Source organism: Marinomonas sp. (assembly GCF_039940335.1).
GTDB lineage: Bacteria > Pseudomonadota > Gammaproteobacteria > Pseudomonadales > Marinomonadaceae > Marinomonas.
The window spans coordinates 47845-62480 of record NZ_JBDVGW010000008.1; the positions used below are offsets into that span (position 1 = coordinate 47845).

Annotated in this window: 15 protein-coding genes; 10 read left to right on the plus strand and 5 right to left on the minus strand. The window is 44.4% G+C overall.

Features of this window, described 5'->3' with window-relative positions:
- Positions 1 to 137 precede the first annotated feature (137 nt).
- Positions 138 to 1484: a sodium-dependent transporter gene (locus tag ABJF92_RS05390; protein ID WP_446814798.1), complete on the plus strand. Its 1347-nt coding sequence runs from the start codon at positions 138 to 140 to the stop codon at positions 1482 to 1484.
- A gap of 83 nt (positions 1485 to 1567) precedes the next feature.
- On the opposite strand, the gene ABJF92_RS05395 is transcribed toward ABJF92_RS05390, so the two are convergent.
- Both ABJF92_RS05395 and ABJF92_RS05400 read right to left on the minus strand, forming a co-directional pair.
- Positions 1568 to 1807 carry a DUF2061 domain-containing protein gene (locus ABJF92_RS05395; RefSeq protein WP_446814799.1) on the minus strand — a complete coding sequence of 80 codons (240 nt, stop codon included), beginning with the start codon at positions 1805 to 1807 and terminating at the stop codon, positions 1568 to 1570.
- A gap of 86 nt (positions 1808 to 1893) precedes the next feature.
- Positions 1894 to 2796 carry a MerR family transcriptional regulator gene (locus ABJF92_RS05400; RefSeq protein ID WP_446814800.1) on the minus strand — a complete coding sequence of 301 codons (903 nt, stop codon included), beginning with the start codon at positions 2794 to 2796 and terminating at the stop codon, positions 1894 to 1896.
- Positions 2797 to 2991: 195 nt separating this feature from the next.
- Between ABJF92_RS05400 and ABJF92_RS05405 the strand changes: the two genes are divergently transcribed.
- The 7 genes from ABJF92_RS05405 (at position 2992) to ABJF92_RS05435 (ending at position 10486) form a co-directional block, all read left to right on the plus strand.
- Positions 2992 to 3990: an NAD(P)/FAD-dependent oxidoreductase gene (locus tag ABJF92_RS05405; protein ID WP_446814801.1), complete on the plus strand. Its 999-nt coding sequence runs from the start codon at positions 2992 to 2994 to the stop codon at positions 3988 to 3990.
- A gap of 20 nt (positions 3991 to 4010) precedes the next feature.
- A complete protein-coding gene (locus ABJF92_RS05410) occupies positions 4011 to 4991 on the plus strand; it encodes a YbgA family protein (protein WP_446814802.1) in 981 nt (326 codons plus the stop codon).
- A gap of 15 nt (positions 4992 to 5006) precedes the next feature.
- Entirely contained in the window at positions 5007 to 6395 is a 1389-nt protein-coding gene (locus ABJF92_RS05415) for a cryptochrome/photolyase family protein (protein WP_446814803.1), read from the plus strand.
- Positions 6396 to 6600: 205 nt separating this feature from the next.
- A complete protein-coding gene (locus tag ABJF92_RS05420) occupies positions 6601 to 7089 on the plus strand; it encodes a MarR family winged helix-turn-helix transcriptional regulator (protein WP_445977415.1) in 489 nt (162 codons plus the stop codon).
- A 251-nt stretch (positions 7090 to 7340) separates the two neighbouring features.
- Positions 7341 to 8345 (plus strand): ABC transporter substrate-binding protein, encoded by a 1005-nt coding sequence (locus ABJF92_RS05425; RefSeq protein ID WP_446814804.1) that lies wholly within the window; start codon positions 7341 to 7343, stop codon positions 8343 to 8345.
- A gap of 73 nt (positions 8346 to 8418) precedes the next feature.
- Positions 8419 to 9318 (plus strand): ABC transporter permease, encoded by a 900-nt coding sequence (locus ABJF92_RS05430; RefSeq protein ID WP_446814805.1) that lies wholly within the window; start codon positions 8419 to 8421, stop codon positions 9316 to 9318.
- A complete protein-coding gene (locus tag ABJF92_RS05435; RefSeq protein WP_446814806.1) occupies positions 9311 to 10486 on the plus strand; it encodes a quaternary amine ABC transporter ATP-binding protein in 1176 nt (391 codons plus the stop codon). The genes ABJF92_RS05430 and ABJF92_RS05435 overlap by 8 nt, the downstream gene beginning before the upstream one ends.
- An 88-nt stretch (positions 10487 to 10574) precedes the next feature.
- On the opposite strand, the gene dapB is transcribed toward ABJF92_RS05435, so the two are convergent.
- From dapB to pomA, 3 genes are all read right to left on the minus strand, one after another.
- Complete coding sequence (gene dapB / locus ABJF92_RS05440; protein WP_446814807.1) at positions 10575 to 11375, minus strand: 4-hydroxy-tetrahydrodipicolinate reductase; 801 nt, start codon at positions 11373 to 11375, stop codon at positions 10575 to 10577.
- 133 nt (positions 11376 to 11508) lie between these two features.
- On the minus strand, positions 11509 to 12513 hold the full coding sequence (locus tag ABJF92_RS05445) for a flagellar motor protein MotB (RefSeq protein WP_446814808.1): 1005 nt from the start codon (positions 12511 to 12513) through the stop codon (positions 11509 to 11511).
- Positions 12514 to 12539: 26 nt separating this feature from the next.
- Positions 12540 to 13295 (minus strand): flagellar motor protein PomA, encoded by a 756-nt coding sequence (gene pomA / locus ABJF92_RS05450; RefSeq protein ID WP_446814809.1) that lies wholly within the window; start codon positions 13293 to 13295, stop codon positions 12540 to 12542.
- 172 nt (positions 13296 to 13467) lie between these two features.
- Between pomA and ABJF92_RS05455 the strand changes: the two genes are divergently transcribed.
- Together ABJF92_RS05455 and ispA are read left to right on the plus strand one after the other, a co-directional pair.
- Complete coding sequence (locus ABJF92_RS05455; RefSeq protein ID WP_445977422.1) at positions 13468 to 13710, plus strand: exodeoxyribonuclease VII small subunit; 243 nt, start codon at positions 13468 to 13470, stop codon at positions 13708 to 13710.
- On the plus strand, positions 13707 to 14591 hold the full coding sequence (ispA, locus tag ABJF92_RS05460; RefSeq protein ID WP_446814810.1) for a (2E,6E)-farnesyl diphosphate synthase: 885 nt from the start codon (positions 13707 to 13709) through the stop codon (positions 14589 to 14591). Before ABJF92_RS05455 ends, ispA begins: the two co-directional genes overlap by 4 nt.
- The last annotated feature ends 45 nt before the right edge of the window (positions 14592 to 14636 follow it).

Sequence of the window (14636 nt, forward strand, 5' to 3'; positions counted from 1 at the left end):
CTTAAATCCGTGTTAGTTGTTGCAAAAAGTCGGCAAAATCTGGAAAATGCCGCCCTTATTTAAAATCTGCACTAGGCATTTGCCGTAGCTTCACAGCATTTTCCTGCTCTTAAACAACACTAAAAATAGAGATATTCATGAAAAACAAAACTTCAATCCAAGGCACATGGGCGAGCCGTTGGATTTTCATTTTAGCCGCGACAGGCTCAGCCGTAGGCTTAGGTAACATCTGGAAATTTCCCTACATTACCGGCGAAAATGGCGGCGGAGCTTTCGTACTGGTTTACTTAATTTGTATTGCTCTTGTTGGCCTACCCATTATGATGGCGGAAGTTTTTATTGGCCGTCGAGCACGCAAAAATCCGATTAATGCCTTAGAAGATCTAGCAGAAGAGTCAGGTCAATCTAAGAAGTGGGGCATCATTGGCCTAATGGGCATGTTGGCGGGTATCTTCATTTTCTCTTTTTACTCTGTCGTTGCAGGCTGGGTATTACATTACATTAAAGCCATGGCATCAGGCGAACTGGCTAATGTGAGCTCGGAACAAGCTGGCGCGTTATTCAACGAACTATTGGCTGACCCAGTAACCTTACTAGGCTGGCACACTCTGTTCACCATAATGGTATTAGCGGTTGTTATTGCAGGTGTAAATAAAGGTCTTGAAAGAGCTACTCGTATCATGATGCCTGCGCTGTTCTTCCTTTTGATTGCACTACTTGGCTATGCTATTAGCACCCCAGGTTTTTCTCAAGGTTGGGACTTCATGTTCCATTTTGATGTGAGTGAATTGTCTTGGGATGCGGTCTTGGTTGCCCTAGGTCATTCCTTCTTCACGCTCTCTTTAGGTATGGGTACTATCATGGCTTACGGCTCTTACATGCCGAAAAAAGCGTCCATTGGTAGCACCGTTCTGATGGTAGGCGCACTAGATACCTTGGTTGCACTGGTGGCAGGCCTCGCTATTTTCCCGATTATTTTTTCGAACGGTATGAACCCAGGCGCTGGCCCAGGCTTGATGTTTATTTCATTGCCCGTTGCCTTTGGACAAATGGCCTTTGGTCAATTTTTTGGCGTCTTGTTCTTTGTTCTTGTTGGTGTCGCGGCATGGACATCAGCAATTTCCTTACTTGAGCCTTCTGTTGCCTTCTTGGTAGAACGTTTCAAACTAAAACGTTCTACTGCATCAATTGGCTTAGCTATCTTGGTATGGTTGTTGGGTATCGCTTGTTTGGGTTCTTTCAACTTCATGAGTGATGTAACCTTCTTCGGCAAGAATACCTTTGACGCTCTAGATTACTTGACCACCAACATCATGTTGCCACTTGGCGGTATCTTAATTGCTATCTTTGCCGGTTGGTTTGTAAAAGATCAGTTTGTGAAAGACGAAGTTCAAACTTCCAACATCATTCACACCTGCTGGAAAATTTCGGTTTGCGTTATTTCACCGATCGCTGTATCCATCGTGTTATTACTAAACCTATAAGGTACTAGTCCCTAGAACCAAAAATGCCCCGCATCCATGATGCGGGGCATTTTTTTTTGAAGATCAATAAAATAAAAACGATCTTACATGGACTTTAGAGCGTAACTCTCACTTAGCGATACAAAAGGCGCTGTCACGGCTTCTTTTAATTTTCGCTGAGACAGTTTATTCCAAAAAATTTCGTGGAAGTAAAAAGCTACGGTGTTGATGGCAGGTTCCACTATGGCCACAAGGCCGCCAACAACAAAGCTACCTGTAATTAGGTAAGCTACGGTAAAAGCAATAGTAAAGTGCATAACGGCGAAAGTAATAGTTTTAGTCATTTCGATCTCCTCATTTAATATATTATTTATATTAAATGAGGAATATTAAAACCGAAAATCAATTAAAAAAATACCGCCGATAGTTTTTAACTAATTTTAGTTAAAAAGCTCTGCACACCTTCTATTGGGTCGGAGAAAATCGCCACATTCTCAGCCTCGTCCACCTTAGACTCATGGTAGGCTAACCATAATTTAGCTCCCACCAAGACCACAGGTATATTAGGCTGCTGAACTTTCGCAACAAATCCCGCTACCTGACTGGCTTGCTCATTACCACAAAATACCATCAAACCCGACACATCGAGACCTTTCGATAACGCCACACAATCATCCGCTGATGCTAAATTTGATACAAATTCACAGCTAACACCTTGATCGGCCAGTATAAAACTAGCCATTATCCCCCATAGGTTAGACCCACCAGCAGCGGCACCTACTAAAGCCTTTCGCCCAGAACCATGCTGTTTTTTCAGGCCATGTAAGCGTACCGTAAGCTCCTCACTTACCACGGCCTCGCAAAAGCTTCCTTCCACGCCTTTAGCCAACAAAGCTAAGCTGGGCAAGAGCCAGTTCTGTACCGCTATGGACGCAGGGTACTGGGATAACACCTCGGCGCATAATTGGTGAATTTTATCGGCATTAAAAGCCTTCGCAGCGTTAATCAAGCTAGTTTGTAATAGTTGCCAATCACTGTCTAAGTTTGGGGTTTCTTCCGCCCCCTTCTCAATTAGAGCTCTTACTTTGCTGACCGCTACCCCTTGTTGCACCCAATACAAGATAGCTTCCACTTGTTTAATATCAGCCTCGCTGTAAAGACGATGGCCTTTCGCCGTTCTTTGCGGCTTCAGTAATCCATAACGTCTTTCCCAAGCTCTTAAGGTAACAGAGTTGACTCCCGTCTTGAGTGATAAATCCCGAATAGGAAATAGCGCCACCGTTGGATTGTCGTGTTCATTTGCTATAAAGCTTTCTAGTTCAACCTGTGACATATATTGCAATCCAACCTCTTCATTTAAAACGTAAAATTTATTTCTGCTAGCCAGAGTACCAACTGAAAAACACTTATACAAAATATTTTTTGTATAATTTATTTGACAAGGCTGTACAGGAAACTATATTGTACAACTATGGTTGTACAAATATAAATATGTACAACAAATGATTTCTTAAAAAGGTACAAAGCAATGACCGCAGCAGAAGAGAAAGCAATCAACATAGTCTATGACGTTGTCGTCATTGGTGCCGGTCTAGCTGGGTCAATGAGCGCATACCTGTTAGCAGAAGCGGGGCAATCCGTATGCGTTATTGAAAAAAGTCGTGGCTCTGGCGGGCGCTGCGGCAACCAGCGCATTGATGATCAAGTTCGTGTTGATATGGGTTCCCCGTATATCCATACCAAGCACCCAGATACCATTCAGGTGCTCGATCAGCTCGTCTCTGCCAACATTGCTTTGCATTGGTCCCAGCAAGATAAAGGCACAACCAAAACCTATATTGGTTCACCAAGCCTCACAGCCATATGTCGACACTTGGTACAGTCATCACGACTACTCACCAATACTCGTGCCCACCACCTAGAGCTTGACCATACCAAGCAGGTTTGGCGAATCCGGGATAGTCACTTTCAATTGATTACCCAATGTAAAAAAGTGATTCTATGTATTCCTGCACCTCAGGCAGCGGCCTTGCTTGCAGCAACCCAAGGTACAGAAGACTTGTGGGTGACCGCCAATCAAGCGAGCAAACACAGCACTTCCCAATGGGTCTTGTGGCTTGAAACCGCTCACTCAGACCTAAAGAGCATTATTTGCCCTGATCATCCGGTGATTGAATGCATGATCAAAGACAACCAAAAGCTCTCACACAAGGGAACAAGCTGCGACCGCTGGGTAATTCATAGCCGCAGTGATTGGGCCTCTCTAAACCTTGATAAGAGTAAAGAGCATATAGCAGAAGAGCTTATTAAAGGGTTTTGCGAAGACACAGGGCTAGAGCTCATTCGCCACGGTTCACCACATCGCTGGTTGTTTAGCCGCTTTCTACCTAACCCATCGGACACACCATTCAAATGGAATGAAGAATTAAACATTGGCTTAGCTGGAGACTGGCTAAGTTCAGGAGACACTGAAGGCGCACTATTAAGCGCTCATCAGTTGGCCAAAAAAATACGCTCAACATTGTGAACCATTAGAGGATACCCATCATGAAAAAATCTGACTCTAAGCAATACAAAATGATTGATAAAATTCCTGTTGGCATCAGCGCCTGTCTCTTAGGCGACCCAGTGCGCTTTAATGGTGGACACAGCCGCTCAAGCTTTTGTGACGACCAATTAAGTGCCTACTTTGACTATCAAAAATTTTGCCCAGAAATGGCGGCAGGTTTTGGTTCTCCAAGACCAACATTAAGACTAGAAGGCGACCCTACACAACCACGCATGGTTTTTTCTAAAAATTCAGCAACCGATGTTTCCAATGTATTTATGCGCGCCAGTGAACCTTACATAGAGACGCTTTCTCACCTTGACGGTTACATTGTCATGAAAAAATCGCCAAGCTGTGGCATGGAGCGCATTAAGGTCTACCAAGAAAATGGTCACCCGCACATGCAACGTAGCGCAGGTTTGTTCACCAAAGCCCTACAAGAACGCTACCCTCTGTTGCCGATCGAAGAAGACGGTCGATTAAATGATCCTAAATTACGGGAGAATTTTATCTTACGTGTTTATACTCACCATGACTTTCGCCACAGTGTAGACGAAAACGCCACAATGAAAGATCTTATCGCCTTCCATAGCCGCTATAAATATTTGGTAATGGCGCATTCATACCCTATGTATAAAGCGCTTGGCAAAATGCTCTCAGGACGCGATCCAAGAGCTATCGCAGAATTACGTCACGGATACTTCGAGACACTCATGAAAGCCTTGTCAAAACCTGCAAAACGCACCAGCCATTGCAATGCATTAATGCATATTATTGGTTACTTAAAAGACTCTGTGGACGTAGCGATACGAAAAGAAATTATTGCTGTGGTTGAGCAGTACCGCCGTGGTGAGGTAAATCTTGCGACCCCAATGACACTCTTGCATCACTACTTAAAATGCTACGGCAGTGAATACATAAAAAAGCAACAATATTTTATGCCTTACCCTGCGCCGTTAGGCATTCGTAATACGGTCTAATTATTGGAGCCTATAATGCACGTTAATAACCTAGTTTGGTTGCGGGATGATCTTCGCTTAGAAGATAACCCCGCCTTGTATTACGCAGCCCTGCAAGGCGAGATTCGTGTTGTCATGATGGCTTCACCTAAGCAATGGCAAGAGCACAACGAATCCCCCGCAAAAACAGGGTTGCGCATAGCTTTATTCAACCGTGTCGCTGAACAGCTTGCACAAAAAGGCATTCGGGCCGAGGTGATTGAAGCACCTACTTATGAAGACATCCCAAATAAACTTGCCAACTATTGCCAAACTCATCATGTACACGCCGTGTGGTTTAATGAAGAATTGCCCATCAATGAGCAGCGCCGAGATGAGGCGGTAGTCACAACACTGCAACGGCTGAATATTGATTGCCATAAACAAGCCTGCGACCTCATAGTGCCCAGAGAGGTACTCAATCAGCAAGGGCTTCCTTTTAAGGTATTTACTCCGTTTTTTAAACGCTGGCTCAGCATGCTCGGCGAGCAAAACCCGATTCCTTTTAGCGCCCCTCCAGAGCAGTCTGAAGCAACTCTCTACCAGGCTTACCAACCAAACTGGCTAGGTAGCTATCGTGACGATTTATGGCCCGCGGATCAGCCAAGCATCAGTCAGCGCTTATGGCAATTTTGCCATCTTAAAGAAGAAGCTTACTCTGCCCATAGGGATATCCCTAATGAACCAGGGACCAGTTTATTGTCGCCCTACTTAGCCCTTGGCGCACTGGGTCCTAGGGAGTGTTTGTTCGCCTTACAATATGTGTGTGAACAACAGGGTCGAGAGTGGCGAGACAGTGTTTGGCTCAAAGAATTGGCGTGGCGAGATTTTTATCGACAACTAATGAAACACTTTCCAAAACTGTCTAAAGGTAAAGCTTTCAAAGCCAATACCGAAGAATTAACTTGGCAGTCCGATGAGTCACTCTTGCTCGCTTGGCAACAAGGTCGAACTGGTTTTCCTATTGTTGATGCTGCCATGCGCCAATTAAACCAAACCGGCTGGATGCACAATCGCTTACGCATGATCTCCGCAAGTTTCTTTTGTAAATTGATGTTTGCCGATTGGCGAAAAGGTGAAGCCTACTTTATGCAGAAACTCATTGATGGGGAGTTTGCGGCCAATAATGGTGGCTGGCAATGGAGCGCTTCTACAGGTTGTGATGCGGCCCCTTATTTTCGTGTCTTTAACCCCACGCGTCAGTCACAAACCTATGATAAGTCAGGCGATTTTATCCGCCGCTTTGTACCAGAGCTCACAGAGTTAGATGACAAGGCAATTCATCAACCTAGCTCAGCTCAGCGACTAGCCTGTGCTTACCCAGAGCCCATCATTGACTACAAGAGCGCACGTCAATACGCCATTGACGTGTTCGCCAACCTCTAAGCCTATTTTGCCAAGCTTCGGCCTAGCCGAGGTTTGGCAAAATTCTATATATTACACCCCCTCCCTTCACGCTCTCAAAGTAGAACTTTGAGCTATAAGTATAATTGGTCTATGATAATCAGACTCTCAAACAAATTTACTGAATGAGTTTGCTACTTTTAAGCAAAAGAATATAATCGACAAAATTTTTTTGGTCCCCATTATTATGTCTAATCCGCAACACTTACATGATGTCCTCGTGCATCTGCGTCGCATCATTCGCGCCACCGACCTTCAATCTAAGCGGGTCGTTAAAGCTTGTGGTCTTACCATTCCACAAATCATGGTTTTACGATCGATTGAAGAGCTTGGAGATGTGACGGTTCGTCGAATTTCTGACAGTGTTTCGTTGAGTCAAGCCACGGTGACAACTATTTTGAATCGTCTCGAAGACAGAAAGTTTGTTGAGCGTGTAAAGGTGCAAAAGGATAAACGCATAGTAAATGCCCGTTTAACCGAAGCTGGTCGAAATATTTTGCACACAACACCGCCCCTTTTACATGAAAAATTCATCAATGAATTCGAGTCTCTTGAAGGCTGGGAACAGACTCAAATGCTATCCTCATTACAGCGTATCGCCATGATGATGGACGCAGAGACAATCGATGCTGCGCCTCTTCTCGACATAAACTCCCCAAACACCTATAGCGCCTAGCTTTGCCGTCGATCTAATACAGCAAAAAGCACCTTTAGATCGACGTATTTTCATCATACAAATACATCCACATTTCCTCCTTAAACATCGCCTTAACTGCCTCTAGTTTTGTCTTTATTTGCACACTCATACCTTGCACTCAAACAAATTTTATAATTAAAACATTTGAACTATAAATATTTGATGTATAAACTGATTATAGTTTGAGAACTAACCATTCTATTTTTACCACATCTATAAGGAACAGAGACATGCACCTGAAGACTCTATCTGCGTTTGCAATGATGATTTCTGCAACGTCTGCTTTTGCCGCTAATAGCGATTGTGGAACAGTAAAAATTGCTGATATGAACTGGAATTCAGCGTCCTTTATTGCCAACATCGATAAATTCATTCTGGAACACGGATATGGCTGTGACACAGAACTAGTACCTGGCGACACCATGCCTACAGGCACCTCCATGATTGAAAAGGGCGAGCCAGATATCGCCCCTGAGCTTTGGTCAAACGCCCTAAAAGATGCGCTTGATAAAGGTATTGCCGAAAATCGCCTTGTAAAAGCAGGCCAATCTCTTTCTGACGGCGGTGAAGAAGGCTTTTGGGTCCCAGAATATATGGTTGAGCAATACCCTGAAGTAGCCACTATTGAAGGTGTTATTAAACACGCCAAAGAATTCCCTCACCCAGAAGATGACAGCGTTTCAGGTTTCTATGGCTGCCCTGCTGGTTGGAACTGTCAAATTTCTACCAGCAACCTATTTAGAGCTTTGAATTTAGAAGATTCAGGTTTCGAGTTAATCGATCCAGGCTCTGCTGCTGGTCTATCAGGCTCTATTAGCCGTGCTTATGAACGCAAAGAACCTTGGTTGGGTTATTACTGGGCACCAACAGCGGTTCTTGGTAAATACAAAATGGTAAAAGTAGACTTTGGGTCAGGTGTTGATCTTGAAGAATTCACTACTTGTACGACACAAGAAAACTGTTTAGATCCAAAGCCGACTATGTATCCACCCTCTCCTGTTGATACAGTCACTACAACCGACTTTCAGAAACGTGCACCACAGGCGTTTGAGTATCTAACTAAGCGTTCATTCGCTAACAGTGATATGAACAGCCTATTGGCTTGGATGGAAGAGAATCAAGCAGACAGCCAATATGCGGCTGAAAACTTTATGTTTAATTATGAATCTGTTTGGTCTGCTTGGGTTAGCGAAGATGTGAAAGCTAAAATCCTAACAGCGCTAGACGAACTTTAAGATTAGTACTATTGCCACGTACTAGTTCGATGATCTAGTCCGTGGCAACCTCATTCAAAGCAATGGTTTTTTTATGGCAAACTCTTCCTGGTTAACAGAGTTCCCCGACATGAGTCGCCGGGAACTTTTAAGCGTTAAACAAACTCTAGATGGCGCATATCGTGACTTTTCCCGTGAATACGGTGACACGATTGAATCCCTTTTCGATCCGCTTTTAAGCTTTTTAGTTTGGTTCGAAAATTTATTAATTAGCACACCTTGGTGGCTGGTTCTTGCTGCAATACTAGGGCTTGTGTACTACGCTTCTCGATCAATCAAATTATGCGCAGGTGTATTCGCCTCTATGTTGGCGATTGGTTATTTTGGGATGTGGGAAGACACCATGCGCACATTGAGTATTATTACGGTATGTACTCTTATGTCCATCATTATAGGGATACCTATCGGTATTTGGATGGCACGGTCTGATAGAGCACGAGCCATCATCACGCCACTCCTAGATGTCATGCAAACTATGCCGGCATTTGTTTATTTGATTCCAGTCGTAATGCTTTTAGGGATCGGTAAGATACCGGGAGTTATTGCTGTAATTATTTATGCTATTCCACCTGTTATTCGCTTAACCAACCTAGGTATCCGCCTCGTTAATAAGGAAACCTTAGAAGCCGCAACTGCCTATGGTGCAACACCAAGTCAGCGCTTATTCGGCGTTCAGTTACCTTTAGCTATGCCGACCATAATGGCAGGAATTAACCAAACAATCATGATGGCATTAGCTATGGTGGTCGTCGCTTCCATGATTGGTGTTAAAGGACTCGGACAACCGGTACTTAAATCCATTACTAACCAATACTTCACTCTTGGTTTACTGAATGGTTTGGCAATTGTTGCACTGGCTATCATTTTTGACCGCGTTTCACAGACCTATGCAAAACGTACACAGAAACATTTAGAAGGGTCTGGACATGAATAATACAGACAGAGACACGCTTATTGAGATTAATGGTCTTTACCAAATTTTTGGTGAAACCCCTGAAAAAGTATTACCAAAGGTAAAAGCTGGCGAATCAAAAGACGATATACTGGCTCAAACTGGTCATACCGTAGGTTTACAAGACATTAATCTGGAAGTGAAACGTGGTGAGATTTTCGTCATCATGGGGCTTTCTGGATCCGGTAAATCTACCTTAATTCGCCACTTCAATCGCCTTATTGATCCAACTGCCGGAGAAATTAAGGTAGATGGCGAAAATATCATGGAGCTTTCCCTTAAGGATTTGACTACCTTCCGTCGTCACAAAATGGCCATGGTATTCCAACACTTTGGTCTAATGCCGCACCGTTGCGTGCTGGATAACGTTGGTTATGGTTTAGCTATAAAAGGCGAGAAAAAAGCCGAATGGAAGCCTAAAGCTACCTCTTGGCTCGAAACGGTTGGCTTAGCAGGCTATGAAGACCAGTACCCATCGCAACTGTCTGGTGGACAACAACAACGTGTCGGCCTTGCCCGCGCCTTGTGTACGGATGCCGAAATCCTATTGATGGACGAAGCCTTTTCTGCGCTTGACCCGCTCATTCGTAACGAGATGCAAGAGCAGCTAATCGAGCTACAAGAAACGCTGCAAAAGACCATCATCTTTATTACCCACGATTTGGATGAAGCTTTGCGCATTGGCGATCGTATTGCGGTATTAAAAGACGGTAAATTGATCCAAGTTGGTACACCGGTAGATATCGTATTGAAACCAACAGACGACTATGTAAAAGCCTTTGCAAAAGGGGTTAACCGAGCTCGTGCATTGACGGCCCATACGATTATGACCCCATGCCAGAACGTGGTAGAAGGTAGCACAGTCGGTCAAATTAAAGCGCAAATCACAGATAGCAATAAGCAATTGTTCGTGGTTGAAAAGGGTGTGTACAAGGGCGTTATTCCGGCTCAAGCCATGGCGGAAGCGGCAGACGATGTCAGCCTAGAAAGCCTATTTACACCACTTAAAACTTTCCACTCAGCCAGCCCGTTACAAGACATTGTACCGGTGGCATTAGTGACACCTTATTCTTTGCCTATCACGAATAAGAAAGGTGAGCTAAAAGGTCAGATTGAAGCCCATAAATTAGCCAAGGTATTGGATAACTAATTTCGGGGCCAAAAAAAAGCGGTTGTATGAGACATCATACAGCCGCTTTTTTATGTCTACTTCTCAGCCGGGAAAAGCGAAAGAAAATCTACTTAAGGTTCAACACATCTTGCATGTCATACATGCCTACTGGCTTACCTTCTAACCATTTCGCGGCACGTACCGCACCTTTAGCGAAAGTCATGCGACTGCTGGCTTTATGAACGATTTCAATGCGTTCTCCTTCTGTGGCAAACCAAACACTATGTTCACCGACAACGTCTCCGGCACGAATGGTCTCGAAGCCAATTTCTTTCTGGGTGCGCGCACCCGTTTGGCCTTCACGACCATACACAGCACACTCTTTTAAATCGCGCCCCAAAGCCTCTGCTACGACTTCCCCCATACGCAAAGCCGTACCGGAAGGAGAATCAACTTTATGTCTATGGTGAGCCTCAACGATTTCCACATCGTAATCATCTCCAAGGATCTGCGCTGCCGTCGCTAAGAGTTTAAGAGTTAGGTTAACGCCAACACTCATGTTAGGAGCAAAAACGACCGCTGAATCGCCAGAGGCATCGTCTAACGCTGCTTTTTCTGTATCACTAAGACCCGTGGTGCCTACCACAATAGCTTTATTATGCTGTGCACAAAATGCGGCGTTTTGAAGCGTTAGCGCTGGTGTAGTGAAATCAATCAACACATCAAAATCGTCGACACAATCAGCAAGACTTGCGACGGCGCTTACACCTAATTTACCAACGCCGGCGATCTCGCCTGCATCGGCACCCAACAAACTACTGCCAGGTTTTAAAATGGCCGCGCCCAAACTAACGGCTTGTTCATCGACAATAGCACTAATTAGGTTTTTTCCCATGCGTCCAGACGCACCAATCACTGCAACTCGCATTTTGTCTTATCCTCAATAAAAATCTGTGCAAACCATAGCAAAAAACCTAATTTTTCTCAGCATTTAAACCGCTAGCCGATAAAAAAATAGGAGCAAAAGCTCCTATTTTTTGGTTCTTAGAATGGTTTATTCATTAGAATATTTCATTTGGCGCCAGATCAAAGTTCAATCCCTCTAAACCTTGTTGACCAAATTCTAGTAAGTCATCATTGTTTTGGCTACTCACCCCAGGTTGTACAATCGGGCGAGACAGATCATTTTGCTTGATCACAATGTCCACTCGACGGTTGGTCGCGCGATTTTGACTGCTATCATTGGGCACTAGAGGTCGTGTATCTGCATAACCTGTTACCGCAAATCGCCCTTGATCGAGTTGACCTGTGGAAAATAACTCTTCGGCTACCGCAATCGCTCGTGCTGAAGACAGCTGCCAGTTAGAACGGAATCGCGCACTGTCAATCGGCACATTATCGGTATGACCTTCAACCGAGATCGTCCCCTGTATGCCTATCAAGACCTCACGTACCATGTCGATGATCGGAATAAAGTCATAGTTCAACTCTGCCGAACCAGACTCAAAAGACCCCTTATCTTTTAGACGTATGGTGATAGTTTGTTCCTGAGTTTCAATCTCCACGGTCCCTTTAGAAATCTCTTCACGCATCACAGAAGAAATTTGTCGTGCATCTTCTTCGGTCTGTTGGATTTTTTGCTCACGAGCAAGATCTGCAGAAGACTTATCCACATAACTATCTGGAGACTGGGACCCAGAGCCTTCTTTTTCATTCAGCTCCGCCGAATCAGGTTTACACAACACCTCCAAGGTATTCTCTGGGGCATCATCGGTTTTCTGACGAACTTCATTTATGGGTGTTGGTTCTGGCTTACCAGGACTAAACTCTTGAGCAATAATCGACGTCCCCATGGGGATGGATTCTGCTTCGATTTGTTTTTGAACACCAAAAGCGGCTCGCATGGATCCAGCCAGTTGTTTAAACTTCAGCACATCCATTTCTGCAAACGACAACAGCAGTACAAAGAAACACATTAGCAACGACATCAAGTCGGCAAATGTCCCCATATAGGCGGGTAAGCCCTCTATACATTCGGGGCAATCTGATTCTTCTTCATCACTCATTTGATTATCCGGCTACTTGTTCAATATTATTCGCGTTCAATACGTTTCTTCTCGGCGATGTAAGTTTTCAGCACACCATCCAATACACGTGGGTTTTGACCTGCTTGTATAGCTAATAAAGCATCGAGAATAAGTTGCTGACACATAAGTTCTTCTGTTGCACGGTTTTTAAGCTTAGCTTCTAGAGGAAGGGCTACCATGTTGGCCAATACGGCACCGTATAAAGTGGTTAACAAGGCTACCGCCATCGCAGGTCCGATGGACTTTGGATCATCCATGTTAGCCAACATCTGTACCAGACCAATTAGTGTACCAATCATCCCCATGGCAGGACCCGTATCACCGAGGGCTTTAAATATTTTTGCCCCATCTTCGTGTCGGGTAAAAGCCATTTTCATGTCTTTCGACATTTGTGCTCTGACCACATTGCCGTCTTGACCATCGACCAGCATCTGAATACCTTTCGACAAAAAAGGGTGACTCACCTCTTTACCTTCAAGTGAAAGCAGCCCACCCTTTCGAGCTTCGTCAGCTAACCCATAGATTTCATCGATCAAGGTATCCATAGGAACACTTTTAAACATAAAAGCTTTCCCGACTATTTTACCTGCACCTAGAAATTGTTTGAGCGGGTATTGCACCAAAACAACAAAGGTTGAACCAATCAATACAATCAATACTGAGGCAGGATCCAAGAACATCCCTGCAGAGCCACCTAAAAGGATGGCCATTAAGACAATCACAAAAGAGCCAATTAGCCCAACCAGCGTTGCGATATCCACACACGTCTCCTACCAAAAAAGCTATAATACGACAGAGTTTAACCAATATTATACGAAACTAAGCATAAGGCTAAGAACTTACTCCGAATTTTTTGTAACTTTCCCATGACTACACTCGAACAAGAAAGTAATTTCTGATACAAAACATGAGTAAATAAATTGAGAGAACAACATGTCCCGAAAAACCAGTGTTCGTCACTTTGAAGATAACCTCAATGAGCTCGACAGCATAGTCGTCCAATTAGAGTCTAATCAACTGTCCCTAGAAGAAGCTCTGAAAGCTTTCGAAAAAGGCGTAAAGCTCAGCCAAGACTGCCAAACAGTGCTCACTCAAGCCGAGCAAAAAGTTCAAATTCTGTTAGAAAAGCAAGATGGTGAGCACTTAGAACCTTTTGATGCGGAAGCCAAACTGTGACTCTAGACGACTTTTCTGTGTACGCTCGACAACGTGTTGACCAATATTTACAGCTAAAAATGAGCGGTTATACCCCGGCTGAAGATTTACAAGAAGCCATGGTTTACAGCTTATTCAACGGTGGCAAGCGAGTGCGTCCTATGCTCACTTACGCCAGTGCATCACTTTTCGGTTCCGCCAACGAATTGACTGATGCTTGCGCTGCCGCGATCGAATCGATCCACGCTTACTCCCTTATTCATGATGACTTACCTGCCATGGATGATGATGATTTACGCCGTGGTAAACCGACTTGCCATATTCAATTTAACGAGGCGACCGCTATTTTAGCGGGGGATGCACTACAAACCTTTGCTTTTGAGCTGCTCAGTCAAACAGAGCATCAGCAGAGCACTACACAGCTTCGCCTTATTCAAGAGCTTTGCTTGGCATCAGGTCGTCACGGCATGGTCACAGGACAAATGATCGACTTAGCCAATGTGGGTATCGAGGTGAGCTTAGCCACCCTAGAAAAAATGCATCAGCACAAAACCGGCGCCCTGATTCGTGCCAGTGTTCGTATGGGCGCGATCAGCAGTGGCACGGAGCTCAAAGAAGATCAATTACAAGCACTGGATACCTATGCTAACGCCATAGGTTTGGCCTTTCAGGTACAAGACGACATCATCGATATTACCAGTGACACCCAAACCTTAGGTAAAACCCAGTTTTCCGATGCCGATGCCAACAAGCCAACCTACCCTAAACTGTTAGGTTTGGAGGGTGCTCAGGAGCTTGCGAAAGCGCTTCATAAACAAGCCGTTACAGCCATTTCACCGTTTGGTGATGCGGCTCAGCCATTAGTCGAACTTGCTAACTATATTATTGGGCGCAACCACTGATATACTTACTGGCTTTTAGACTTAATCTTTGTGACCAAACTGGTG

Coding starts and splice junctions, on each gene's coding strand:
- ABJF92_RS05455 (WP_445977422.1), top strand. CDS start 13,468: ATGTCCCGAAAAACCAGTGTTCGTCACTTTGAAGATAACCTCAATGAG.
- ABJF92_RS05390 (WP_446814798.1), top strand. CDS start 138: ATGAAAAACAAAACTTCAATCCAAGGCACATGGGCGAGCCGTTGGATT.
- ABJF92_RS05400 (WP_446814800.1), bottom strand. CDS start 2,796: ATGTCACAGGTTGAACTAGAAAGCTTTATAGCAAATGAACACGACAAT.
- ABJF92_RS05425 (WP_446814804.1), top strand. CDS start 7,341: ATGCACCTGAAGACTCTATCTGCGTTTGCAATGATGATTTCTGCAACG.
- ABJF92_RS05420 (WP_445977415.1), top strand. CDS start 6,601: ATGTCTAATCCGCAACACTTACATGATGTCCTCGTGCATCTGCGTCGC.
- ABJF92_RS05395 (WP_446814799.1), bottom strand. CDS start 1,807: ATGACTAAAACTATTACTTTCGCCGTTATGCACTTTACTATTGCTTTT.
- ABJF92_RS05405 (WP_446814801.1), top strand. CDS start 2,992: ATGACCGCAGCAGAAGAGAAAGCAATCAACATAGTCTATGACGTTGTC.
- ABJF92_RS05445 (WP_446814808.1), bottom strand. CDS start 12,513: ATGAGTGATGAAGAAGAATCAGATTGCCCCGAATGTATAGAGGGCTTA.
- ABJF92_RS05410 (WP_446814802.1), top strand. CDS start 4,011: ATGAAAAAATCTGACTCTAAGCAATACAAAATGATTGATAAAATTCCT.
- ABJF92_RS05435 (WP_446814806.1), top strand. CDS start 9,311: ATGAATAATACAGACAGAGACACGCTTATTGAGATTAATGGTCTTTAC.
- dapB (WP_446814807.1), bottom strand. CDS start 11,375: ATGCGAGTTGCAGTGATTGGTGCGTCTGGACGCATGGGAAAAAACCTA.
- ABJF92_RS05430 (WP_446814805.1), top strand. CDS start 8,419: ATGGCAAACTCTTCCTGGTTAACAGAGTTCCCCGACATGAGTCGCCGG.
- ABJF92_RS05415 (WP_446814803.1), top strand. CDS start 5,007: ATGCACGTTAATAACCTAGTTTGGTTGCGGGATGATCTTCGCTTAGAA.